This window comes from Photobacterium sp. DNB23_23_1 (assembly GCF_052873815.1).
In genome coordinates this window covers 1-23,829 of sequence record NZ_JBNNXT010000025.1, presented here as the reverse complement: position 1 = coordinate 23,829, position 23,829 = coordinate 1, and the positions used below count along the sequence as shown (strand labels likewise).

Annotated in this window: 20 protein-coding genes and 1 riboswitch; of the genes, 13 read left to right on the top strand and 7 right to left on the bottom strand. The window is 49.6% G+C overall.

The window, feature by feature from the left end:
- Window positions 1–182: 182 nt before the first annotated feature.
- The 5 genes from dnaA (at window position 183) to ibpA (ending at window position 6,983) form a co-directional block, all read left to right on the top strand.
- Window positions 183–1,610 (top strand): chromosomal replication initiator protein DnaA, encoded by a 1,428-nt coding sequence (gene dnaA / locus ACVA53_RS15610; RefSeq protein ID WP_255042806.1) that lies wholly within the window; start codon window positions 183–185, stop codon window positions 1,608–1,610.
- 1 nt (window position 1,611) lies between these two features.
- Window positions 1,612–2,712, top strand: a complete 1,101-nt coding sequence (gene dnaN / locus ACVA53_RS15605) for a DNA polymerase III subunit beta (RefSeq protein ID WP_255042805.1) — start codon at window positions 1,612–1,614, stop codon at window positions 2,710–2,712.
- A 4-nt stretch (window positions 2,713–2,716) separates the two neighbouring features.
- Entirely contained in the window at window positions 2,717–3,796 is a 1,080-nt protein-coding gene (gene recF, locus ACVA53_RS15600) for a DNA replication/repair protein RecF (protein WP_255042801.1), read from the top strand.
- Between the two features lie 19 nt (window positions 3,797–3,815).
- A complete protein-coding gene (gene gyrB / locus ACVA53_RS15595; RefSeq protein WP_446505587.1) occupies window positions 3,816–6,230 on the top strand; it encodes a DNA topoisomerase (ATP-hydrolyzing) subunit B in 2,415 nt (804 codons plus the stop codon).
- A 312-nt stretch (window positions 6,231–6,542) separates the two neighbouring features.
- On the top strand, window positions 6,543–6,983 hold the full coding sequence (gene ibpA, locus ACVA53_RS15590) for a small heat shock chaperone IbpA (protein ID WP_255042799.1): 441 nt from the start codon (window positions 6,543–6,545) through the stop codon (window positions 6,981–6,983).
- A 329-nt stretch (window positions 6,984–7,312) separates the two neighbouring features.
- Here the strand turns inward: ibpA and ACVA53_RS15585 are convergent, their stop codons facing one another.
- The 3 genes from ACVA53_RS15585 to glyQ all read right to left on the bottom strand — a co-directional run bounded on the left by ACVA53_RS15585 (window position 7,313) and on the right by glyQ (window position 11,979).
- On the bottom strand, window positions 7,313–8,563 hold the full coding sequence (locus tag ACVA53_RS15585; RefSeq protein WP_446505586.1) for a valine--pyruvate transaminase: 1,251 nt from the start codon (window positions 8,561–8,563) through the stop codon (window positions 7,313–7,315).
- Window positions 8,564–8,988: 425 nt separating this feature from the next.
- Window positions 8,989–11,058, bottom strand: coding sequence for a glycine--tRNA ligase subunit beta (glyS, locus tag ACVA53_RS15580; RefSeq protein ID WP_446505585.1), 2,070 nt, complete (start codon window positions 11,056–11,058; stop codon window positions 8,989–8,991).
- Window positions 11,059–11,067: 9 nt separating this feature from the next.
- Window positions 11,068–11,979, bottom strand: coding sequence for a glycine--tRNA ligase subunit alpha (gene glyQ / locus ACVA53_RS15575; protein WP_255042796.1), 912 nt, complete (start codon window positions 11,977–11,979; stop codon window positions 11,068–11,070).
- Window positions 11,980–12,265: 286 nt separating this feature from the next.
- Here glyQ and ACVA53_RS15570 point away from each other — a divergent pair, with 286 nt between their 5' ends.
- The 3 genes from ACVA53_RS15570 to ACVA53_RS15560 all read left to right on the top strand — a co-directional run bounded on the left by ACVA53_RS15570 (window position 12,266) and on the right by ACVA53_RS15560 (window position 14,231).
- Window positions 12,266–12,955 carry an OmpA family protein gene (locus tag ACVA53_RS15570; protein ID WP_255042795.1) on the top strand — a complete coding sequence of 230 codons (690 nt, stop codon included), beginning with the start codon at window positions 12,266–12,268 and terminating at the stop codon, window positions 12,953–12,955.
- Between the two features lie 87 nt (window positions 12,956–13,042).
- A riboswitch (yybP-ykoY riboswitch) is annotated at window positions 13,043–13,144 on the top strand.
- A gap of 93 nt (window positions 13,145–13,237) precedes the next feature.
- Window positions 13,238–13,795 (top strand): TMEM165/GDT1 family protein, encoded by a 558-nt coding sequence (locus ACVA53_RS15565; protein WP_255042794.1) that lies wholly within the window; start codon window positions 13,238–13,240, stop codon window positions 13,793–13,795.
- Between the two features lie 175 nt (window positions 13,796–13,970).
- The gene (locus tag ACVA53_RS15560) at window positions 13,971–14,231 is read left to right on the top strand and encodes a hypothetical protein (protein WP_255042793.1); all 261 of its coding nucleotides are present in this window, start codon (window positions 13,971–13,973) and stop codon (window positions 14,229–14,231) included.
- 63 nt (window positions 14,232–14,294) lie between these two features.
- On the opposite strand, the gene tusA is transcribed toward ACVA53_RS15560, so the two are convergent.
- Window positions 14,295–14,543, bottom strand: a complete 249-nt coding sequence (tusA, locus tag ACVA53_RS15555) for a sulfurtransferase TusA (RefSeq protein ID WP_255042792.1) — start codon at window positions 14,541–14,543, stop codon at window positions 14,295–14,297.
- A 139-nt stretch (window positions 14,544–14,682) separates the two neighbouring features.
- Between tusA and ACVA53_RS15550 the strand changes: the two genes are divergently transcribed.
- Window positions 14,683–14,865, top strand: coding sequence for a hypothetical protein (locus tag ACVA53_RS15550; RefSeq protein WP_255042790.1), 183 nt, complete (start codon window positions 14,683–14,685; stop codon window positions 14,863–14,865).
- Window positions 14,866–14,979: 114 nt separating this feature from the next.
- Window positions 14,980–15,921, top strand: a complete 942-nt coding sequence (locus tag ACVA53_RS15545) for a LysR family transcriptional regulator (protein WP_255042788.1) — start codon at window positions 14,980–14,982, stop codon at window positions 15,919–15,921.
- A 71-nt stretch (window positions 15,922–15,992) separates the two neighbouring features.
- On the opposite strand, the gene acuI is transcribed toward ACVA53_RS15545, so the two are convergent.
- The 3 genes from acuI to fadB all read right to left on the bottom strand — a co-directional run bounded on the left by acuI (window position 15,993) and on the right by fadB (window position 20,493).
- Window positions 15,993–16,973, bottom strand: a complete 981-nt coding sequence (gene acuI / locus ACVA53_RS15540) for an acrylyl-CoA reductase (NADPH) (protein WP_255042787.1) — start codon at window positions 16,971–16,973, stop codon at window positions 15,993–15,995.
- Between the two features lie 163 nt (window positions 16,974–17,136).
- Entirely contained in the window at window positions 17,137–18,303 is a 1,167-nt protein-coding gene (gene fadA / locus ACVA53_RS15535; RefSeq protein WP_255045412.1) for an acetyl-CoA C-acyltransferase FadA, read from the bottom strand.
- Window positions 18,304–18,330: 27 nt separating this feature from the next.
- Complete coding sequence (gene fadB, locus ACVA53_RS15530) at window positions 18,331–20,493, bottom strand: fatty acid oxidation complex subunit alpha FadB (RefSeq protein ID WP_255045413.1); 2,163 nt, start codon at window positions 20,491–20,493, stop codon at window positions 18,331–18,333.
- Window positions 20,494–20,949: 456 nt separating this feature from the next.
- Between fadB and ACVA53_RS15525 the strand changes: the two genes are divergently transcribed.
- From ACVA53_RS15525 to hemG, 3 genes are read left to right on the top strand one after another with little or no spacing between them, the layout of a single operon-like run.
- Window positions 20,950–21,573 carry a YigZ family protein gene (locus ACVA53_RS15525; RefSeq protein WP_446505584.1) on the top strand — a complete coding sequence of 208 codons (624 nt, stop codon included), beginning with the start codon at window positions 20,950–20,952 and terminating at the stop codon, window positions 21,571–21,573.
- Window positions 21,574–21,616: 43 nt separating this feature from the next.
- Window positions 21,617–23,074, top strand: a complete 1,458-nt coding sequence (locus ACVA53_RS15520) for a TrkH family potassium uptake protein (RefSeq protein WP_255045416.1) — start codon at window positions 21,617–21,619, stop codon at window positions 23,072–23,074.
- Window positions 23,075–23,085: 11 nt separating this feature from the next.
- Window positions 23,086–23,610, top strand: a complete 525-nt coding sequence (gene hemG / locus ACVA53_RS15515; RefSeq protein WP_446505583.1) for a menaquinone-dependent protoporphyrinogen IX dehydrogenase — start codon at window positions 23,086–23,088, stop codon at window positions 23,608–23,610.
- The last annotated feature ends 219 nt before the right edge of the window (window positions 23,611–23,829 follow it).

The following is a 23,829-nucleotide window of genomic DNA, read 5'->3' as shown; positions in this document are numbered from 1 at the left end:
TGTTTATAGATTTGTGGGTAAGCAGGGGTAAAATTGTGGTGATCGCGAGTATAATTGTGCGATCCATGTGAATAAGTCAGATCTTATTCACTTGATCTGCGATCTCTTTGCTGGCGATCCTGAGCCAGCAGGTATAAAATTGCATCCCTTTTCGTGTTTAGTTATTCAGTGTGGAGTCGAGCTTGTCATCTTCGCTTTGGTTGCAGTGCCTTCAACGCCTTCAAGAAGAACTCCCTGCAACAGAATTCAGTATGTGGGTTCGACCGCTTCAAGCCGAGTTGAGCGACAATACGTTGACCTTGTTTGCGCCCAACCGCTTCGTGCTGGATTGGGTCCGCGATAAGTACCTCAACAACATCAACCGTCTGCTCAATGAGTTCTGCGGTAACGATTTGCCGATCCTGCGGTTTGAGGTGGGTAGCCGTCGTGTTATCGCGCCGTCACCACAGCGTGTTTCGCCACCGCCGACTCTGGCACCGGCGCCTGCTGCTGTCGTAGCGGCACCGACACCGAGAGCTGTAGACGATACACCTTCGCGTACCTGGGAGCCTGCGCCGTCGCCGGTGCAGCCCGAGTCGCAGTCTGGTTACCGCTCCAACGTGAACCCTAAGCATAATTTCAACAATTTTGTTGAGGGTAAATCCAATCAGCTGGGGTTGGCCGCTTGTCGACAGGTGGCCGATAACCCGGGGGCTGCGTATAACCCGTTATTCCTCTATGGTGGAACCGGTCTGGGTAAAACCCACTTGTTGCACGCGGTGGGTAATGCTATTGCCGATCGCAAGCCCAATGCCAAAGTGGTGTATATGCACTCCGAGCGTTTTGTTCAGGATATGGTCAAGGCACTGCAGAACAATGCCATCGAAGAGTTTAAGCGCTACTACCGCAGCGTCGATGCGCTATTGATCGATGATATCCAGTTCTTTGCCAACAAGGAGCGCTCGCAGGAAGAATTCTTCCACACCTTTAATGCGCTACTGGAAGGCAACCAGCAGATCATCCTGACGTCTGACCGTTATCCTCGTGAAATAAACGGGGTAGAGGACCGCCTTAAATCGCGCTTTGGCTGGGGCCTGACGGTGGCTATTGAGCCGCCGGAGTTGGAAACCCGTGTTGCTATCCTGATGAAGAAGGCTGAAGATCACAATATCCGTTTGGCCGATGAAGTAGCGTTCTTTATAGCCAAGCGTCTGCGTTCTAATGTCCGTGAGTTAGAAGGGGCTCTGAACCGGGTGATCGCCAATGCCAACTTTACTGGCCGTGCCATTACGATTGATTTTGTCCGTGAGGCGCTGCGAGATTTGCTCGCCTTGCAGGAAAAGTTAGTCACGATCGATAATATTCAAAAGACCGTGGCTGAGTACTATAAGATTAAGATGGCTGATATGCTATCCAAGCGCCGATCCCGTTCGGTTGCCCGCCCGCGCCAGATGGCGATGGCACTGGCAAAAGAGTTGACCAACCACAGCTTGCCGGAGATCGGCGATGCTTTCGGTGGACGGGATCATACAACGGTGCTGCACGCGTGCCGCAAAATAGAGCAGCTGCGTGAGGAAAGCCATGACATCAAAGAAGATTATTCTAACCTAATAAGAACACTGTCATCTTAATATGAAATTTACAGTTGCACGCGAACAGCTATTAAAACCCTTGCAGCAGGTCTCTGGTGCGTTGGGTAGCCGACCTTCATTGCCGATTCTGGGCAATATTCTGTTGGTTGTCGAACAGGGTTGCCTGTCGATGACTGGTACCGACCTTGAAGTCGAGATGATTGCCAAGTTGGCTTTGGAAGGCGATGTTGAAGAAGGGGCTGTAACAGTTCCATCGCGCAAGTTCCTTGATATTTGCCGTGGCCTGCCTGATAGCGCTAATATCGCTATCTCTCTTGAAGGGGATCGCGCGATTATCCGCTCTGGCCGTAGCCGCTATACGCTGTCAGTGCTGCCAGCGGCAGATTTTCCGAATATCGAAGATTGGCAGAGTGATGTTGAAATTACGCTTCCTCAAGGTCAGATGCGCCAGCTTATCGACAGCACTCAGTTTTCGATGGCCCACCAGGATGTGCGTTACTACCTGAACGGTATGCTGTTTGAAACCGATGGTCAGCAATTGCGTTCGGTTGCTACCGATGGTCACCGAATGGCGGTGTGTGCGGTCGCAACTAATGACGTCCTGCCAGCCAAGCAAATCATTGTCCCGCGCAAAGGGGTGATGGAGTTGATGCGTCTGCTCGATAGCCCTGAAGATGAGGTCCGCCTGCAAATTGGTCAATCCAATATCCGTGCCGAAGTGAATAGTTACATTTTTACTTCCAAATTGGTTGACGGTCGTTTCCCTGATTATCGCCGCGTGATGCCGCAGAACAGCAATAAAGTCGTTGAAGCGAGCTGTGACGAATTGCGCAAAGCTTTCTCTCGTGCCGCCATTTTGTCGAATGAAAAGTTCCGTGGCGTGAGAGTGAATCTTTCTCCGGGCGAGATGCGCATTACTGCCAATAACCCTGAGCAGGAAGAAGCCGAAGAATTTTTGGATGTCGACTACCAGGGTGAAGCTCTCGAAATTGGTTTCAACGTCAGCTACGTATTGGATGTGCTCAACACCCTCAAGTGTGAGCAGGTACGCTGGTCGCTGACCGATGCCAATGCCAGTGCCTTGTTGGAAGACAGTGCCAACGGTGATGCCATGTACGTGGTGATGCCAATTAGGCTGTAGGGTCATGTCGTTAACACGTCTGATCGTTAAAGATTTTCGAAATATTGAAGCCTGTGACTTGTCGTTGTCACCAGGCTTCAACTTTCTTGTCGGGGCCAATGGCAGCGGCAAGACCAGTGTTTTGGAAGCGATCCACTTTCTCGGCCATGGCCGCTCTTTCCGTAGCCACCTGACAGGCCGGGTGATCCGCCATGAACAGCAGGAGCTGTTTGTTCATGGTCGGCTGAAGTCGTTTTCGGCTATCGAAATGCCTGTTGGGATCAACAAAAAGCGCGATGGCACCACCGAGCTCAAAGTCGGTGGGGAAGGGAGTCAGAAACTGGCTCAGCTCGCCCAGTTGCTCCCCTTGCAACTGATCACGCCGGAAGGCTTTGACTTATTAATTGGTGGGCCGAAGTTCCGCCGCTCTTTCATTGATTGGGGTGTGTTTCACGTGGAACCACAGTTCTTTCATGCTTGGGCGCGAGTGAAACGACTGACCAAACAACGTAATGCCTTGCTCAAAACCGCACGGCATTATCGCGAGTTGAGCTACTGGGATCAGGAGCTCAGTGTCTTGGCTGAACAGATTTCGCAATGGCGCCATGATTATCTCGAGGCGGTAAAGTTAAAAGCCAAAGAGATCTGTGCAGTCTTTTTGCCTGAATTTGATATCCAACTCGGGTATTACCGGGGTTGGGAAAAAGACACCCCCTATGCTGAATTACTTCAGCGTAATTTCGAACGGGATAGCCAGTTGGGTTACACCGCCAGCGGGCCGCACAAGGCGGACTTGCGGGTGAAAGTGGCCGGCACCCCAGTAGAGGATGTGCTTTCCCGAGGTCAGCTCAAGCTGATGATGTGTGCTTTGCGCCTTGCGCAAGGATTGCACCTGACCGAAGCAACGGGAAAGCAGTGTATATATTTAATTGATGATTTTGCTTCCGAGCTGGATAGCCATCGTCGGGCACTGTTGGCGCAGCGGTTGAAAGAGACCGGAGCGCAAGTTTTTATCAGTGCAATCAGCATTGAGCAAATAGCGGAAATGCATGATGAAAATGGTAAGATGTTTCATGTGGAACACGGTAAAATAACCGCAGGATAATTTAAGCGAGAGTAACTCAATGTCCAACAACTACGATTCATCAAGTATCAAGGTACTTAAGGGCCTTGATGCGGTACGTAAGCGCCCAGGGATGTATATTGGCGATACCGATGACGGTACAGGCTTGCACCACATGGTATTTGAGGTAGTCGATAACTCTATCGATGAAGCTCTTGCTGGCCACTGTGAAGATATCATTGTCACCATCCACGAAGATGGATCTGTATCTGTCAGTGATGATGGTCGTGGTATCCCGACGGAATTGCACCCTGAAGAAGGCGTGTCGGCAGCGGAAGTTATCATGACGGTACTTCACGCTGGTGGTAAGTTTGATGACAACTCCTACAAGGTATCCGGTGGTCTGCACGGGGTAGGTGTATCAGTGGTGAATGCCTTATCTGAGAAAGTGGAGCTGACGATTAACCGCGGTGGTTCTGTACACCAGCAGGTTTACCGTCATGGTGAGCCTGAAGCGCCTTTGGGTGTGATTGCTGATACTGATAAAACCGGTACTCGCATCCGTTTCTGGCCGAGTGCTGAAACCTTCACTAACATCGAATTTCACTATGAGATTCTTGCCAAGCGCCTACGTGAACTGTCGTTCTTGAACTCTGGTGTGTCTATCCGACTGATCGACGAACGTGAAGAAGACAAGCAAGATCACTTCATGTACGAAGGTGGTATCCGTGCTTTTGTTGAGCACTTGAACCGCAATAAAACGCCTATCCACCCGAAAGTCTTCCACTTCGATTTCACCCGTGAAGACGGTATCGGTGTTGAAGTGGCGATGCAGTGGAATGATGGCTTCCAGGAAAATATTTACTGTTTCACCAATAACATCCCACAGCGTGATGGCGGTACCCACCTGGCTGGTTTCCGGGGTGCATTGACCCGTACTCTGAATAACTTCATGGATAAAGAAGGCTATTCGAAGAAAGCCAAGACAGCAACGTCGGGTGATGATGCCCGTGAAGGCCTGACGGCGGTTGTGTCAGTGAAAGTGCCGGATCCTAAATTCTCAAGCCAGACTAAAGACAAGCTGGTATCGAGTGAAGTTAAGCCGGCCGTTGAATCAACCATGGGTGAGAAGCTGAGTGAATTCCTGCTAGAAAACCCATCGGATGCTAAGACCGTTTGTTCTAAGATTATCGATGCTTCCCGTGCACGTGAAGCGGCGCGTAAAGCGCGCGAAATGACTCGCCGAAAAGGCGCGCTAGATCTTGCCGGCCTGCCGGGCAAACTAGCCGATTGTCAGGAAAAAGATCCAGCACTCTCTGAACTATACATAGTGGAGGGTGACTCTGCAGGCGGTAGTGCCAAGCAGGGTCGTAACCGTAAGAACCAGGCTATCCTGCCGCTGAAAGGTAAGATCCTGAACGTTGAGAAAGCACGCTTCGATAAGATGCTGTCTTCTCAGGAAGTTGCAACGCTTATCACTGCAATGGGCTGTGGTATCGGCCGTGACGAGTACAACCCGGATAAACTGCGTTACCACAACATCATCATCATGACCGATGCCGATGTCGATGGTTCCCACATCCGCACGCTATTGCTGACGTTCTTTTACCGTCAAATGCCTGAGCTTATCGAGCGTGGCCACATCTATATTGCCCAGCCACCACTGTACAAAGTGAAGAAAGGTAAACAAGAGCAATATATCCAGGATGACGAAGACATGGGCCAGTACCAGGTGGCCTTGGCATTGGACAACGCAGCACTGTTTACTTCAGAAGATGCACCTGCGATTTCTGGTGAAGCTCTGGAGAGCTTGGTTAAGCAATTCAATGGTGCGGCCAAGCTGGTTGAGCGCATGAGCCGTCGCTACCCGACACTGATGCTCAATGAGTTTATCTACCAACCGCGTTTGTCAGCCGATATGCTTAACAGCGAAAGCGACGTGGAAGGTTGGGTGAAAGCACTGATCCTTGCACTGAATGCTAAGCAGTCTGGTGAGAGCCAGTACAGCTTCGAGGTTGTGCGTGATGAGGAAAGCAGCCTGTGGTTACCTAAAGTCATCGTTCGTACCCATGGTGTTGAACATGAATACTTGTTAAGTGCTGATCTGATTAATTCGAAAGAGTACAGAAAGCTAGCGGATTTATCTGAAGCGTTGTTTGAGCTACTTGACGAGTCTGCTTATGTTCAGCGTGGTGAACGCAAGCAGCCGATAACCAGCTTCAAAGAAGCGCTAGACTGGCTGATCAAAGAGTCACGCCGTGGTCTTTCTCTACAGCGATACAAAGGTCTGGGTGAGATGAACCCAGATCAGTTGTGGGAAACAACGATGGATCCTGAAACCCGCCGTATGATGCAGGTCAACATCAACGATGCGGTTGCTGCTGATGAGCTGTTTACGACGTTGATGGGGGATCATGTTGAGCCTCGTCGTAACTTTATTGAAGCCAACGCCCTGAATGCAAACCTGGATATTTAACATTTAATTATTGATATCCACTTGCAAGAGCAAGATTGAAAACGCCGCACATTCGTGCGGCGTTTTTTTTGGAACTCAGGTTGTGATGCATATAGTGGCCGTTATGCGTTCAAGGTTAGTGTTTAGGCGAGGTGGATAGGAGACGAAAATAATTTTTGCGACAGGGGTTGGAATGAGATTTAGCCGCCCCTATATCTATTAATGAAGAGCACGGTGCCACAGGTTGGGCCTGCAACCGGCTTGTCCGCAGAAGGAAAGCCACTTCGACAATTCAATCGTAAATTATATTGCTTCTAAAGAAGGATAAACCCTATGCGAAACCTAGATTTCACTCCTCTATACCGCTCTGCAATCGGCTTTGATCGTCTGTTCAACCAAATGGAAAAATCAGCACCGAATGCCAACGCTGGCTATCCTCCGTATAACATTGAGCAACAAGACGAGAACCATTACCGCATTACTATGGCAGTGGCCGGCTTTGCCGATGAGCATCTGGATATCACCCAGCAACAAAATAAACTGATTGTCCGTGGTACCCGTGAAGCCACTGGCGAGACTGAGCGCCAGTATCTATATCAAGGTATCGCTGAGCGCGACTTTGAGCGTAAATTCCAGTTGGCCGACTACGTAAAAGTCGTTGGTGCCGAAATGGAAAATGGCCTGCTTCATATTGACCTCGAACGTGAGATCCCTGAAGAGCAGAAGCCTCGCAAGATTGCCATTAATGGCAGTCGTCTGCTAGAAAGTGAGTGATCGGGATTTGTCCTGATTAACTGATAGAGTAGTGAAAGGTCAGCCAGGAGGCTGGCCTTTTTTGTATTCCTTGTCAGTGACAACTTATCCTGTATTAAATTGGTAGCGAACCAGCCTTTCCATGTTTCACGTGAAACTCTGTTGGCATCGAGCCTGTTATCTCTCATCAACCAAAGTTTGTACGTAGGCAATAGCTTGTGGAGAAGATGACGGAAGCCAGTGGGGGGATTTTATGGCTCGGTCTGTTTTGTACGGACGGACAAATAAAAACAGGCTACTCTGTAGCCTGTTTGGGTGAGCGTTCCTAATTAGGTGAGGGGCTATGCCTATTACTTGTGTAGGTAGGCCTTTTCTACTTCCTCTGCAATGATATCGATGCCCCTGCGCATCACATCATCCTCTTGAACATAATTCATACGCAGGCACTCATGGCCATGTTGCCAATCTTCGTCAAGACCAATAAAGAAGTACTCGCCAGGTACAATCAGCACACCACGGGCCTTGAGCCGGCGGTATAGTTCCATGGTATTGATGGGTAAATCTTTGAACCACAGCCACAGGAACATAGCCCCTTCGGGCTTGTGGATCCGGAACCTTGGATCGGTGATGGCCTGCTGCAACATTTCTACGGCATGCTTAGATTTACGCAAGTAGAAAGGTTTTATAACGTCTTCGCTGAGGCGCATCAAATCGTTTTGTTCAATCATTTTGTAGACAAGTGCAGGACCAACACTACCGGGTGCGAGGCTGAGTACTCCGTTCATATTGGCAATGGCCGTTGCTATCTCCTCCTTGGCAATGACAATACCGCAGCGAACACCGGGCAACCCAAGTTTGGACAGACTCATACACAAGATAGTGTTGTCATTCCAAAGCGGGGTAACATCTTCAAAGATGATATCTGGAAATGGCATACCATAGGCGTTGTCGATGATCAGTGGAATGTCATGCTCGCGGGCTAACTGATCCAGGTGGCGGATTTCTTCATCGGTCAGGACATTGCCTGTAGGGTTGGTTGGACGTGAGGCACAGATAGCCCCAATACTGTCATCGACCACCAAGTGGTTGAAGTCGACATGGTATTTGAACAATCCGTTATCAAGCAGGCTGATTTCCGGTTTGTATGAAATAAACATATCATCACTCAGGCCGGAGTCACCGTAACCGATGTATTCCGGCGCCAGTGGCAATAAGATTATTTTCTTTTTACCGTTCTCGAATTTACCAGCAAGCAGATTGAACAAGTTGAAGAAGGCACTTTGGCTACCGTTGGTCAGGGCAATATTCTTGGCGCTGATGTCCCAGCCATAGCGTGAGCTAAGTAGCTTGGCGAGGGTGTTGATGAAGACATTCTTGCCTTGCGGGCCGTCGTAGTTGGTCAGTGCTTGAGTAAGCTCTCCTGTGGTCGCCATTTGGCTGCACAGTTGATTGAAGTACTCTACCATTTCAGGGATCTGGGCTGGGTTACCGCCGCCGAGCATGATGGCATCGGGGTTACGTAATCCGTCGTTCAAATCATCCATCAATTGAGTGATACCTGAGTAGCGGGCGAACTTGTCACCAAATATAGAAAACTCCATCTTTACATCTGACCTCGGTGTGCTGTATTTATATTGCTCAATATGGTTATGGTTAATGTTGTACTGTTCGTCAACATACCTCAACAAAGCAGTTTATTAAACCCTTTGTAGCTGCTGATTTTTTTACCAGAATTTAGCTCTTATTATCGTTGTGGTATCAAGTGACTTATAAAGTGTAGTGGGCGCGAGTATGGTCTTTTGATTGGCTGTTTGTTTCACGTGACACCGAGGCTTTAAACTTCGTGTGATGTTTCTTTGGGAGAATGTTTCACGTGAAACAGAGATGAGATTTCGGGGCGAAAGATCTGGCGATGTCTGCTCGGGGTGAAGATAGGGGTCAGGACGCCGGAGGGGGGCTTGATGGCTGGCATAAAAAAACCCCAGTATAAACTGGGGCTTCAGTGTCGGTGTTGGCTAATACGTAATTATTTCTGCAGAAGCGAAATATCGGCGACTTTCAGGAACTCGTTACGAAGCAGGTTAAGCATCGTTAGGCGGTTCACTTTCAGCTGCTCATCATCAGCCATAACCATAACGTTATCGAAGAAAGCATCTACGGCTTCGCGTAGGGTAGCTAGCTCAGATAGCGCTTGCTGGTAGTCACCGTTGTCAAAGACAGGTGATAGTGAAGCCAGCATGGTTTCAACGTTCTCTGCCAACGCTTTTTCTGCATCTTCAACCAATAGCTCGCGGTTGATTTCAGCTGACAGCTCACCATCGAACTTCGCTAGGATATTACCGACACGCTTGTTTGCTGCAGCCAGTGATTCTGCGGCATCTAGTGCGCGGAAGTGGCTAACGGCTTTAACACGCTTGTCGAAGTCAGCAGGCTGGGTTGGGCGACGTGCCAATACTGCCTGGATAACATCAACACTGTGGCCTTCGTCTTGGTACCAAGCACGGAAACGGCCAAGCATGAAGTCGATAACTTCTTCTTCAACGTTTTGGTTGGTCAGTTTGTCAGCCAGTAGCTCACGCGCTTTGCCAATCAGATCGATAAGGTCAAGGTTGTAACCCTTCTCTACGATGATGCGTAGGATACCCAATGCGGCACGACGAAGGGCGAACGGATCACTCCCTTTCGGCGCCTGACCGATACCGAAGATACCCACTAAGGTATCTAGCTTATCAGCCATTGCAACGGCAGCAGAGACATCACTGCTTGGTAGGTCATCGCCGGCAAAGCGAGGCATGTACTGTTCATTCAATGCAACCGCGACTTCTTCCGCTTCACCGTCGTGGCGGGCATAGTGCATGCCCATCACACCCTGGGTGTCGGTGAACTCAAATACCATAGAGGTCATCAAGTCACACTTAGACAGCAGGCCTGCACGTTCAGCATGCTCGACATCCCCACCGATTTGCTGGGCAATGTAGCCAGCCAGGGCGGTAATACGATCTGTCTTGTCACGTAGTGAACCAAGTTGTTTCTGGAACAATACACCGTCTAGCTCAGATAGGCGTTCGATCAACGGGCGCTTACGGTCAGTGTTGAAGAAGAACTCCGCATCCGCCAGGCGAGGGCGAACCACTTTTTCATTACCACTTATGATCTGGCTTGGGTCATTCGAGATGATGTTAGATACGAAGATAAACTTCGGCAGCAGATTGCCATCAGCATCGTAGACTGGGAAGTATTTCTGATCACCTTTCATGGTGTAAACCAAGGCTTCAGAAGGTACATTCAAAAAGTCCTGCTCGAATGAGGCTGTCAGTACGACTGGCCATTCAACCAGAGAAGTCACTTCTTCAACCAGTTCATCTTCAAGGTCGGCAATACCGCCAACTTCCTCAGCCGCTTTCTTGGCACCTTCAAGGATGATCGCTTTACGTGCTTCGTAGTCAGCCATTACCATACCGCGCTCTTCAAGCAGAGTTGGGTATTGATCGGCATTGTCGATAGTAAACTCGGCTTCACCCATGAATCGGTGACCACGGATCACACGGTCAGACTCAACACCCAGAATGGTACCCGGGATCAGCTCTTCACCCAGTAGCATGGTCAGTGTTTTCACCGGACGGATAAACTGCGTTTCTTTGTCGCCCCAGCGCATTGGCTTAGGGATCGGTAGCTTAGCTAGGGCTGCAGCTGCGAGATCACACAGCAGTTCTTGAGCTGGCTTACCTTTGACTTCTTGCTTGTAAAGTAGCCATTCGCCTTTGTCTGTTTTCAGACGTTCTGCTTGATCAACGCTGATACCATTACCGCGAGCCCAGCCTTGAGCTGCCTTGGTCGGGTTACCGTCAGCATCGAATGCGGCAGCAACAGCTGGACCACGCTTCTCGACAATTTTGTCCTGCTGACCAGCAGCAAGCGCAGAGACTTTCAATGCCAGACGGCGAGGAGCCGCAAACCACTTTACACCTTGATGAGCAAGGTCAGCCGTTTGAAGTTCTGCTTCGAAGTTCGTTGCAAATGCTTCGGCAAGGGTACGCAGAGCCGTTGGTGGTAGCTCTTCGGTACCGAGTTCAATCAGGAAATTCATATCGCTCATGCCGTATCCTTACTTGTTTGTTTTACACATAGGGAAGCCTAGGGCTTCACGAGATGCGTAGTAGGCTTCTGCAACCTGCTTGGTCAGATTACGGATACGCAGGATGTAGCGCTGGCGTTCGGTAACCGAGATGGCTTTACGCGCATCCAGAAGGTTGAAGGCATGACCGGCTTTCAGAATTCGCTCGTACGCTGGAAGCGACAGTGGCGTCTCAAGCGCAAGCAGTTCTTTACACTCTTTTTCGCACTGGTCGAAGAAGGTGAAAAGGAAATCAACATCAGCGTGTTCGAAGTTGTAAGTAGACTGTTCCACTTCGTTCTGGTGGAAAATGTCACCGTAGGTAACTTTACCTAGCGGGCCGTCGGTCCATACCAAATCGTACACAGAGTCAACGCCCTGAATGTACATGGCCAGGCGCTCGATACCGTAAGTGATCTCACCGGTCACCGGCTTACACTCAAGACCACCGACTTGCTGGAAGTAAGTAAACTGGGTGACTTCCATACCGTTTAGCCATACTTCCCAGCCAAGACCCCAGGCTCCCAATGTTGGGTTTTCCCAGTTATCTTCTACAAAGCGGATGTCGTGCACTTTGGTGTCGATGCCCAGTGCTTCCAGCGAACCCAGGTATAGCTCCTGGATGTTGTCTGGTGATGGTTTGATGATCACCTGGAACTGGTAGTAGTGCTGAAGGCGGTTTGGGTTTTCGCCGTAGCGACCGTCGGTCGGACGGCGAGATGGTTGAACATACGCCGCTGCAATTGGTTCTGGACCCAGAGCACGAAGACATGTCATTGGGTGAGAGGTACCTGCACCTACTTCCATGTCCAGAGGTTGCACAATAGTACAACCTTGTTGGCCCCAGTAATCCTGCAGCGCGAGGATCATGCCCTGAAAGGTTTTAATATCGTATTTCTGCATTGTCAGCTTCGCGTGATTAATGGATTGAGAGATTTTTAGTAACTATCCAGTATACCTCGCCATCCCCTAGGCTAGTAGGGCTAGTGCATGTTTTTTGGTCATCTTTGTTTAATTTGCTTAAATTAATGTGTCTGCTCTGGTAGGGCATGGGGATTTTTGACATTGTTCTGATATCTACTGTTGGTAGACAGATACAATACGTTCGCCAATGAAACAGCTTTGGGTTGCCAAAGACGTTGCACACAAAGACATCGGCTTAGAGCCGAGAAGACATAAGGTAAACAATATGGATTTGACAAATTGCGCTAAGTCTAGCAAATGGATTCGTAACTTGGTGTTTGCTACGGCAACGGCTGTGGTTGCGACAGGGTGTTCTACAACCAACCCGTATTCCGGTGAAGAGCAAACGGCAAAAGCGACCAGTGGTTCTATCATTGGTGCTGTTGCTGGTGCGGCGATCGGTGTGGCATCTTCGAGTAAGAGTGACCGTGGCAAAGGCGCCTTGATCGGTGCTGCCTCTGGTGCTGCGCTGGGTGGTGGCATTGGTTACTACATGGACGTGCAGGAAGCTGAACTACGTAAACAATTGCAATCAACGGGTATCAGTGTCACCCGTGATGGCGATAATATCGTGCTCAATATGCCAAATACGATCACCTTCGGTATCGATGATACGGCATTAAGTGGTCAGGCTAAACAGGCGTTGTCCAGTGTGGCGTTAGTGGCTAAAGAATATAATGAGACCATGCTCAACGTGTATGGTTTTACCGATAGCACTGGTGCAGCCTCTTACAACCTTCGCCTTTCACAGGTGCGAGCTAGCGAAGTCAGTAACGAGCTACTACGCGGCGGTGTCGCAAGTAACCGTCTAGTGACTAAAGGTATGGGTGAGTCGCATCCGATCGCGTCGAATGATAACGAGCAAGGCCGTGCACAAAACCGCCGTGTAGAGATCGTTCTATCACCGCAAGGTTAATTTATTACCTTGATTGGTTAAAAGGAGCCCATGGGGCTCTTTTTTTGTACCTTGCTATCGCGGGGGGCTGTGTGTAGAATTGCCGCTCCTTTGGGGAGTAGCCTCTTGTCCTGACAAGACAATCGTCAACATAATTGAAGCAAAATCTTCATGGCGTTTGTGACTCACGTTTATCCTACTAGTGAGTTTGGCGAGACCATCGGTAAACCAGCATGAACCGGGGTGGGGCGTGTGCGTTTACCCGTGGTTTTTTATTACTATCCTCGCCCCAAAGAGCATGTCGTGAGTGTTTTAGCTATTTCTATTACTTCTGTTGCCTTGGCGGAAATTGGCGATAAAACCCAATTGTTGTCATTGCTGTTGGCCAGTCGTTACCGTAAACCTATTCCTATCATTTTAGCGATCTTCTTTGCCACTATTGCCAACCATGCCTTGGCTGCCTGGCTCGGTGTTGTAGTGGCGGATTATCTAACCCCTGAAGTGCTTAAGTGGGTCTTGGTGGTGAGCTTTGTCGCCATGGCCGGTTGGATTCTGATCCCCGATAAATTGGATGACGACGAAGCCGTGTCGAACCGTGGCCCGTTCGTAGCCAGCTTTATTGCGTTCTTTATTGCTGAAATTGGTGACAAAACGCAAGTGGCGACCACCATGCTGGGAGCCAAATACAGCGATGCTCTGGTGTGGGTTGTACTGGGAACGACCATAGGTATGTTGTTGGCGAATGTGCCGGTGGTGTTGATCGGTAAACTGTCTGCAGAGCGTATGCCGTTAGGCCTTATTCGCAAAATTACAGCATCTCTGTTCTTCGGTTTGGCTGTGGCGGCTGCGCTGGGGCTGTAATTTCAGACGCTGTGTTTCACGTGAAACTGATAGGTTCTTTAGCCCAATTCACAAGCCCATATGACTCATTAATAACAAGGGCTTAAAGTGTGAGCATGGCAGCAGAGCCGGGAAGGTTAGCGTGATATGTTGAAACCAGAATTTATGGACGGTTGTCGCTGTACAGGAGGGGGTTATGAACCGTTTTCTTGCAATATCACCCCAGAGTCAATTCTGGTTGTTCCATTTCGCGTTGGCGCTGAATATTCTTGGGATGGTGCTGACAGATATGTGGTTACCTATGGTTGTCGGGGCAATTGTGACGACTTACCTATCGGTGGATGCGTTGGTGCGTTTGCGCTATGTGTTACCGATGAAAAAGGAGATCCGCGATTTGCGTCATGAGCTTGAGAAGGCCAACCGACAATTGCGTGACTCTTATCGAAATGATGACTAGCGACTAGCAGGTACCCAAATAGTAAAAAGGCAGCTCATCGAGCTGCCTTTTTTGATTGGGGGGTTAGTTGGTGCCTTTTCTGATCAGATAACGGTAAGGCAGGCTTTCCGTTTCGGCTGCGATCAAGGTGTGATCCATAAATCGGCAAAAACTTGGAATATCCCTTGTTGTTGAGGGGTCATCGGCAGTAACGAGCAGGGTATCGCCTTCGGCCATTTTCCTTACGGTTTTACGCACCATCATCACCGGCTCAGGGCAGCGAAGTCCTTCTGCTTCCAAGCTGTGGGTGGGATTGTCAAAAATAGCAGTCATAGCATCTATATCTTCTGTTGAAGACCGTGATCATACTTACGGGCAAGAATTAATCAATAAGGCTTGGCAAATCAAAGTAAAATGTGTAACTTATTTAACAGGTCGTTAACGTTTGTCTTCTGAAGGATTAGGAGGAGCTATGTTGACTCAAATGGATCGCCTGACTATCTACAGCGTACTGTGCTTCATTACATTTTGCTCACTGATGCTACGTGCGCCCGATAACACCAGCTTTATGGCGCTTAGCGGTTTGATTGCCGCCGCGCTAGGACTTTGGCTCGAGCTCACCAATTCTCCCGAGCTTGAGGAAGAAGAAAGCTAATATCACACATCTACTACACTCCCCCAGTTTTCTTGGGCTTCCCCGCTTTAATAGCGGGATTTTTTTTATCTGCACGATAGAATAATACCAAACCTCCTCCCAAGGTAGCGCATTGTGGAATTAGAAGACATCTATCGCCGTGATTTGAATTTGCTGGTGGCGTTGCGGGTACTTATAGAAGAAAGCAGTGTCAGCAAGGCCGCAAGCCGTTTGAATCTCAGTCAATCGGCAATGAGCCGAGTGTTGGGCCGGTTACGTGATTTATTGGGTGATCCGCTGTTTACCCGACAGGGCCAGCATTTGATCCCGACCGAAAAGGCATTGGAGTTTGATCGGGCATTGGGTGATCCGCTGGAGTCTCTGCGGCAGTTACTCTCTCCGATTGAGTTCGATCCGCGTTGCTGCGATCAAACCTTTACTATCGCGACAACGGACTACGCCATGCAGACCATTTTGCCGTTTGCTTTGCCGCGGATTTACGAGGAGGCACCGGAGGTGTCGTTCGAGTTCTTGCCGCTGCAGCATGACCGGTTGGCGGATCAACTGACCTATGAAGGGGCAGACTTGGCCATATGCCGACCGACCGGACCCGTTGAACCGTTGCGCAGCGAAATACTCGGCCGGGTCGGTGTGTTGTGCCTGCTCTCGAAGCAGCATCCGTTGGCTGATAAAGACATGAGTTTGACGGATTACCTGGCGTATCCCCATGCGATGATTGCGATCAGTGATGGAGTGAAGGCATTGATAGAGCAATCCTTGGTGGGGCTGCCCAAACGCAAAATGGTATTGCGGGCGTACCACCTTGAGGCAGCTTTGGCTATTGTCGATACCATGCCGCTGATCATTACTGTCCCGGCCGATTTGGCCTATTTGGTTGCTGAACGTTATGACTTGGCAGTGAAACCTTTGCCGTTTGCCTTTACGCCGTTTGATTATTCAATGATCTGGCACCCTCGCTGTGAGCATTCGCCTGCCCAGGAGTGGTTGCGGGCGATTGTTAAAGAAGAGTGCAGCCGTTTGATCGCCAAGCGAATTGATGACATGGGGCTGGGCTGAAATTACAAACAAACAGGCACAAAAAAGCCGGGACTAATCCCGGCTTTTGCTTGTGATATTGTCGTGGCAAATTACAGCTTGATCACAACACGACCGGTTACTTGACCGTTGGTAATATCGTCAGCATATTTAGGCGCTTCGTCGAGTTCAACTTCGGTACAGGCTTGCTGATAGAAACTTTCTGGCAGTAATTCAACCAATTTCTCCCAAGCCGCGATACGCTTTTCTGTTGGACACATTACCGAGTCAATACCCTGCAGGCGGACATTACGCAAGATAAATGGCATAACTGTTGTTGGCAGATCAAAACCGCCTGCTAGACCACATGCTGCAACTGCGCTGTTGTAGTCCATCTGTGCCAGTACTTTCGCTAATACCTTGCTACCTACCGTATCGACGGCACCTGCCCAAATTTGCTTTTCAAGCGGACGGGCTGGTTCTTCGAATTCAGTGCGGTCAATAATGCGGCTCGCACCTAATTTCTCTAGTAGCGGACCGTTCTGCTCAACACGGCCGGTTACTGCTGCCACTTTGTAGCCTAGCTGTGCGAGTAGAGTAACAGCGACTGAGCCGACACCACCACTGGCACCGGTTACCAGAATTTCACCTGATTCAGGTTTAACATCGGCATCGAGTAGCGCTTGTACACATAGCATGGCGGTGAAACCAGCGGTCCCTACCATCATCGCTTTCTTGCTGTCAAAACCTGTTGGTAGTGGAACCAGCCAATCAGCTTTTAGGCGAGCACGTTGTGCCATACCGCCCCAATGGTTTTCACCCACACCCCAGCCAGTCAGAACCACTTTGTCGCCGGTCTGGTAGCGGTTATCTTCAGAGCTGACGACAGTACCAGCAAGGTCAATACCCGGCACCATAGGGAAGTTACGGATGATTTTACCTTTACCTGTGATGGCCAAGCCGTCTTTGTAGTTCAGGGAAGAGTAATCGACATCAATCAGAACATCACCTTCAGGAAGATGGCTGTCGTCCAACTGCTCGATAGTTGCGATGGTTTTTTTCTCTTCTTGGTTTAGAACTAGTGCCTTAAACATTGGGATGCTCCAAATTATACCAGCGTCTTAATTGGCTATGAGTGTAGACCTGAAATAACTATGAATAAAATGAAAGTTAATCATTTTATCTATGTTTATTACGCATAGTGGGTATAGATCAAAAAAAGCCCGCAAATGCGGGCTTGTTAATAATTACAGGAACTTACTCAACCCGTTCGAAGACGGTAGCGATTCCCTGACCTAAGCCGATACACATGGTCGCAAGACCAAACTGAACATCTTGATGTTCCATTAGGTTGATGAGAGTGGTTGAAATACGGGCACCGGAGCATCCGAGTGGGTGACCGAGGGCGATGGCACCACCATTGAGGTTGACCTTTTCTTCTACTACATCCAGCAGCCCGAGATCTTTGGCACATGGCAAAGACTGGGCGGCAAAGGCTTCATTGAGTTCTACCATGCCAATATCATCGATAGTCAGTCCTGCACGCTTGAGTGCTTTTTGACTGGCCGGGACCGGCCCATAACCCATAATGGAAGGATCGCAGCCTGCAATTGCCATAGCTTTGACTCGGGCACGGATCGTCAGCCCCAACGCCTTGGCTTTATCCTCGCTCATCACCATCATGGCCGAAGCCCCATCAGATAAAGCAGAAGAAGAGCCAGCGGTAACAGTGCCGTTGACCGGATCGAACACCGGACGTAGTGTGGCTAGGGACTCAGCTGTGGTCTCTGGGCGGATCACCTCATCCTGGGTCAACAGTGTCAGGCGGCCATCGACATCATGGCCTTCAGTCGGAAGGATCTCGCTGGCAAACCGACCTTCTATCGTGGCGGCATGGGCACGCTGGTGGGAGCGGGCAGCAAAGGCATCCTGCATTTCCCTGTTGATACCGTGCATACGCCCCAGCATTTCTGCCGTCAGCCCCATCATTCCTGCCGCCTTTGCGACGGACTTTGACATTCCGGGATGGAAGTCGACTCCGTGGTTCATTGGGACGTGGCCCATGTGCTCGACCCCACCGATGATACAGGTATCGGCATCGCCAACCATGATCGCACGGGCTGCATCATGTAGCGCCTGCATAGAGGAGCCGCATAGACGGTTGACGGTTGTTGCGCCAACGGTGTGAGGGATCCCAGCGAGTAGAGCGGCGTTGCGGCCAATATTGAAACCTTGCTCCAGTGTCTGCTGGACACAGCCCCAGTAGATATCTTCAATACTACCCGGATCAATTTGCGGGTTGCGTGCTAGTAGTCCTTTCATTAGGTGAGCTGACAAGTCTTCTGCGCGGACATGGCGGTAGGCTCCGCCTTTTGAGCGCCCCATCGGTGTCCGGATACAATCAACGATTACAACGTTATTCATTTTTAATTCCTCATCCTTAAGCCATGATCACGCGTTGCTCGGTACAGGGTAGTAACGGCCGTCTTGGGCGGCTTTCTCACGCAGCCCAGCCGGTACTTCGTAAACGGCGCCAAGGTGAGCATAGCTATCTGCCAGCTGGACGTAGTTGGCCAGGCCAAGGGTGTCTAGGTAACGGAATACACCACCACGGAATGGGGGAAAGCCCAAGCCGTACACCAGAGCCATATCGGCTTCAGCCGGGCTGGCAATGATCCCTTCCTCTAGGCAGCGAACCACTTCGTTAATCATTGGAATCATCATCCGGGCAATGATTGCCTCGGCATCATACTGACTGGCACTGCCCGAAACCGGCGCAAGCAGCTTAGTAACATCCGGATCGGCCGTTTTCTTTGGTTTGCCTTTGCGATCGGTGCTGTAAGCATAGAATCCTTGGCCACTCTTTTGACCGTAGCGGCCATTTTCGAACATCACATCGACGCCATCTTTGTAGTCTTTGCCCATTCGCGCAGGGAAGCCTTCGGCCATCACGGCCTGAGCATGGTGCGCAGTATCAATACCGACTACATCCAAGAGATAGGCAGGACCCATTGGCCAGCCAAATTGTTTTTCCATCACTTTGTCGATTTGCTGGAAGTTGGCCCCGTCGCGTAACAGTAGGCTAAAGCCAGCGAAGTAAGGGAACAGCACACGGTTGACGAAGAACCCCGGGCAGTCGTTTACCACAATAGGGGATTTACCCATCTTGGCAGCATAGGCGACAACTCGGTTGATGGTTTCGTCAGAGGTCTGTTCACCGCGGATAATCTCGACCAAAGGCATGCGGTGCACTGGATTGAAGAAATGCATCCCACAGAACTTCTCTGGGTGTTTTAGTGACTTGGCGAGTAAGTTGATAGGGATCGTCGAAGTATTAGAGGTTATTACGGTATTTTCACCCACCAAGCCTTCGACTTCACTAAGTACTGCCGCTTTGATTTTGGGGTTTTCGACCACGGCTTCAACCACTATGTCGGTCTCTTCTGCACCGGCGTAGTGTAGGCTTGGAGTGATCCCGCTAAGAACTTTCGCCATGCCTAGGCCATCAATACGCCCGCGTTCGAGCTGCTTGTTCAGTAGTTTAGCGGCCTCTCCCATACCAAGATCAAGGGACGCATCGCTGATGTCTTTCATCAGTACTGGTACGCCTTTAAGCGCCGATTGGTAGGCTATGCCACCACCCATAATCCCGGCACCTAGCACCATTGCCTTGCTGGTCGGTTGTCCGGCTTTAGCCGCTTTTTTTGCTTGCCCCTTGATGTACTGGTCGTTAAGGAAGATCCCAACCAGCGATTTGGCGACATCGGTTTTAGCCAAGGTGACAAAATGTTTGCTTTCAATCGCCAGTGCTTCGTCTCGTTGGCACCTTGCTGCTTCCTCGATGGCCTTTACGGCAGCCATTGGCGCCGGGTAATGTGGTCCGGCGACTTGTGCAACCATGCCTTTGGCCATGGTAAAGCTCATGGTCGCTTCGATTTTGTTAAGAGTCAGTGGTGCTTTTTTCTGGGCGCGGCGTGATTGCCAATCTAGCTTACCGGCAATAGCGTCTTTTAGCATGGCCAGTGCTGCAGAATGTAATTGCTCGGGTTCGACAACGCCATCGACAAGACCTAGCTTAAGAGCATCGAGGGCTTTTTTGTCTTTACCGGCAGTGATGATCTCCATGGCGGAGTCAGCACCGATCAGGCGGGGCAGGCGAACGGTGCCACCAAAGCCAGGCATGATACCGAGTTTGGTTTCTGGCAAACCGATGCGGGCTTTGCTATCGGCCAAGCGTAGATCGGTGGCCAGAATACACTCACACCCCCCGCCCAGAGCATGGCCATTGACGGCTGACAGGGTTGGAACCGATAAGTCTTCCAATTTATTGAAGATGTCGTTGGCATGGGTTACCCACTGTGACAACTCCTCTACCGGCTTAGTAAATAAGCCGAGAAATTCAGTGATATCAGCCCCGACGACAAACGCGTCTTTGCTTGAAGTGATCAATAGGCCCTTGAGGTCGCTCTGATGGTAGAGCGCATTAAGGGCTTCATTGAAGCTTTCAAGGGTTTTTAGATCGAACTTGTTGATTGCGCCGGGAGCATTGAGGTTGAGCTCGGCGATGCCATCTTCCAGATAGCGAGCGGATAGGGTTTCACCTTGGTAAATCATCTTCTATCTCCATGAGTTCCGGTCTGTGCCGAATTTGATTTAACTGGTTTGACCTGTCAGTAGGTTAAATTATAGTCTGAACCTGTTGTGCAACTATTACAATACTTATTTTAAACATTTGTTTAACTTTTGTGGTTGGTAAGAGGTTCAATCGATCAGGAGTGTGTGGGCGGATAAGGTTTTTTTGTTTTTTATATCAAGTGGGTAGTTGTTTTTGGGGTGCGCCTAAGATTTTTATTATGTTGTTATTAATTTGTAGTGTTGAGCGGTTTGTTAATCGTAAATGGGACTATCTGTGAGCACAGTGCTGCGGACGTATTTCAATCGAAGGAGCGATCGGTTTGAAGAATCGACTAACATTCGTGTCTATGTGCAGCCCCGTGGACAAATTACAGCAACTACCGAGGTTGTGGTATCCTGAGATATTCCACCTATAACAGAGAAATGCGGCAGGATATGACCGTCAGTGAGCCTTACCTGATCCCGGCAAGTAGTGCGACCTTCGAAGAAGAAATTAAAAAAAGCCGCTTTATTACTTATTTGGCACATACCCCAAATGTGAAGGCAGCCAAGGCATTCGTCCAGCACATCAAAAACCAGCACCATGATGCTAGACACAATTGTTGGGCTTTTGTCGCTGGGCGGCCTGAAGATTCGATGAAGTGGGGATTCAGTGATGATGGGGAACCATCGGGAACAGCCGGTAAACCTATCCTTGCTCAACTGGCTGGATCAGGCATCGGGGAGATCACCGCCGTTGTTACCCGCTATTCTGGCGGTATAAAGTTGGGGACTGGTGGCTTGGTTAAAGCCTATGGTGGGGGTGTTCAACAAGCCTTAACTGTGCTGCAAACCAAAGAAAAGTTAATAACTTCGGAACTGCTGATCAGCTGCGGGTATAATCAGGTATCGCTGGTGGAGTCATTGGCCACGGAATTCTTAGGCCGCCAGATCGAAGCTGACTATGGGCAGCGGGTCACACTGGTGATTGAATTGGATCGCCGTCAGGTCGAGGCATTCAGTGCGACACTCTTCAGCCGCAGCGGTGGGCAGGTGAGTGCGGTCGACCGTTCAGAGTAGCTCTGTTAACTTTTTCAATATATAGATGAGAGCCTAATAGGCAATGCAATTTCGTTCCATTATCAGGATTGTCGGGCTATTGCTCGCCTTATTCAGTGTCACCATGCTGGCGCCAGCGTTGGTGGCATTTATCTATCGTGACGGTGCAGGTTTGCCGTTTGTCGTGACTTTCTTTCTTCTTTTTGCCGGTGGTGCATTGTTGTGGGTGCCAAACAGGCATTACCGCAGGGAGCTCAAGGCAAGGGATGGCTTCCTTATTGTCGTGTTGTTCTGGACTGTTATCGGCAGTGCCGGTGCGGTACCTTTTATTTTGGCCAAAACCCCCGACTTGTCCACGACTGACTCCTTTTTTGAATCCTTTTCGGCACTGACGACAACCGGTGCTACGGTGATTGTCGGGCTCGATTATCTTCCCAAGGCTATTTTATTTTACCGCCAGATGTTGCAATGGTTCGGAGGCATGGGGATCATCGTCTTGGCCGTTGCCATCTTGCCTGTACTTGGTATCGGTGGGATGCAGTTATATCGGGCGGAAATTCCTGGCCCGGTTAAAGATAGCAAGATGACCCCGCGTATTGCCGAGACTGCCAAGGCTCTCTGGTACATCTATCTCGCCTTGACTATAAGCTGTGCGTTGGCCTTTTGGCTGGCAGGTATGACGGCGTTTGATGCGATAGCACATAGCTTTTCGACCGTGGCGATTGGGGGCTTTTCTACTCATGATGCCAGTATGGGCTACTTTAATAGCCCAACGATTAACATGATCACTGTTGTGTTCCTGCTAATATCGGCCTGTAATTTCTCATTGCACTTTGCCGCGTTCGCTAATGGCGGCATTCATCTGCGTACTTATTGGCGGGACCCGGAGTTTCGGGCCTTTTTTGCATCACAATTAATATTGTTTCTGATCTGCTTTGGAATGTTGCTCAAACACCATTCCTATAACTCGTATCACGATGCGTTTGATCAGGCACTGTTCCAAACTGTCTCAATATCAACCACGGCTGGCTTTACCACCACTGGATTCTCGGAATGGCCACTGTTTCTGCCGGTCTTATTGCTGTTTTCCTCTTTTGTTGGCGGTTGTGCTGGCTCAACGGGCGGGGGGATAAAGGTGATCCGGATGTTCTTGTTGTTATTACAAGGTGTCAGGGAGCTTAAGCGGTTGGTTCACCCGAGAGCAATTTATACTATCAAGGTTGGCAATAAAGCCCTGCCGCAACGTGTTGTCGATGCGGTATGGGGATTTTTCTCAGCTTATGCTCTGGTGTTTGTGATCTGTATGCTGGCATTGATTGCCACTGGTCTCGATGAGCTTACTGCCTTCTCTGCGGTCGCCGCTACGTTGAATAACCTAGGACCAGGCCTTGGTGAAGTGGCAGTGCATTTTGGCGAAGTTAATGACCCTGCTAAGTGGGTTCTCATTATCTCGATGCTCTTTGGTCGTTTAGAAGTCTTTACGTTATTAGTGTTATTTACTCCAACGTTTTGGCGTAATTAGTAGAGGACGGTATGGAAAAAGTATTATTGCTTCACTCCAGCAGTGATGGTCAAACGGTTAAGATTTTAAAATATATAGAAAAAAACCTGGGTGAAGGCTGTGCATGTGAGCTTGTTGATCTGAATACGATAACCTCAGTGAACTTTGCCGACTATAGTCGCGTCCTAATCGGCGCCTCTATCCGCTATGGGCATTTGAATAAAAAGCTATATAAATTTATAGAAAATAACCTCCTTGCCCTGAAACAAGCAAAGGTTGGTTTTTTCTGTGTGAACCTTACGGCACGTAAAGAAGGAAAGAATACACCAGAGACAAGTGTATATATGAAGACGTTCCTCAGGCGTTCACCTTGGCAACCTGAACTGCAAGCTGTTTTTGCAGGAGCGTTGCGTTACCCTCGTTATGGTTGGTTTGATCGGATGATGATTCAGTTCATTATGCGTATTACCGGTGGGGAAACCGACACCAGCAAAGAGGTCGAATACACCGATTGGCAAAAAGTTGAGGCGTTCGCAGACCGTTTTAAGAGCTTTTAAGCTGCCTTTTTGATAGCCTTGTTTGTTTTTTGTTCGAACTATCAGCTTTGGCCATTTTTTTTTAAATAGCCCCTTGCCAACCAGATCGAACTCTCTATAATGCGACCTCACTGACACGGAGCACGGCAACTTAAGCCGCTAACCAATCAGTATTGTTCTTTAACAATTTGACCATGCAATCTGTGTGGGCACTCGTGAAATGATAGTCAACAAAAGAAT

Coding starts and splice junctions, on each gene's coding strand:
- dnaN (WP_255042805.1), top strand. CDS start 1,612: ATGAAATTTACAGTTGCACGCGAACAGCTATTAAAACCCTTGCAGCAG.
- recF (WP_255042801.1), top strand. CDS start 2,717: ATGTCGTTAACACGTCTGATCGTTAAAGATTTTCGAAATATTGAAGCC.
- gyrB (WP_446505587.1), top strand. CDS start 3,816: ATGTCCAACAACTACGATTCATCAAGTATCAAGGTACTTAAGGGCCTT.
- ibpA (WP_255042799.1), top strand. CDS start 6,543: ATGCGAAACCTAGATTTCACTCCTCTATACCGCTCTGCAATCGGCTTT.
- ACVA53_RS15585 (WP_446505586.1), bottom strand. CDS start 8,563: ATGGAGTTTTCTATATTTGGTGACAAGTTCGCCCGCTACTCAGGTATC.
- glyS (WP_446505585.1), bottom strand. CDS start 11,058: ATGAGCGATATGAATTTCCTGATTGAACTCGGTACCGAAGAGCTACCA.
- glyQ (WP_255042796.1), bottom strand. CDS start 11,979: ATGCAGAAATACGATATTAAAACCTTTCAGGGCATGATCCTCGCGCTG.
- ACVA53_RS15570 (WP_255042795.1), top strand. CDS start 12,266: ATGGATTTGACAAATTGCGCTAAGTCTAGCAAATGGATTCGTAACTTG.
- ACVA53_RS15560 (WP_255042793.1), top strand. CDS start 13,971: ATGAACCGTTTTCTTGCAATATCACCCCAGAGTCAATTCTGGTTGTTC.
- tusA (WP_255042792.1), bottom strand. CDS start 14,543: ATGACTGCTATTTTTGACAATCCCACCCACAGCTTGGAAGCAGAAGGA.
- ACVA53_RS15550 (WP_255042790.1), top strand. CDS start 14,683: ATGTTGACTCAAATGGATCGCCTGACTATCTACAGCGTACTGTGCTTC.
- acuI (WP_255042787.1), bottom strand. CDS start 16,973: ATGTTTAAGGCACTAGTTCTAAACCAAGAAGAGAAAAAAACCATCGCA.
- fadA (WP_255045412.1), bottom strand. CDS start 18,303: ATGAATAACGTTGTAATCGTTGATTGTATCCGGACACCGATGGGGCGC.
- fadB (WP_255045413.1), bottom strand. CDS start 20,493: ATGATTTACCAAGGTGAAACCCTATCCGCTCGCTATCTGGAAGATGGC.
- ACVA53_RS15525 (WP_446505584.1), top strand. CDS start 20,950: ATGACCGTCAGTGAGCCTTACCTGATCCCGGCAAGTAGTGCGACCTTC.
- ACVA53_RS15520 (WP_255045416.1), top strand. CDS start 21,617: ATGCAATTTCGTTCCATTATCAGGATTGTCGGGCTATTGCTCGCCTTA.
- hemG (WP_446505583.1), top strand. CDS start 23,086: ATGGAAAAAGTATTATTGCTTCACTCCAGCAGTGATGGTCAAACGGTT.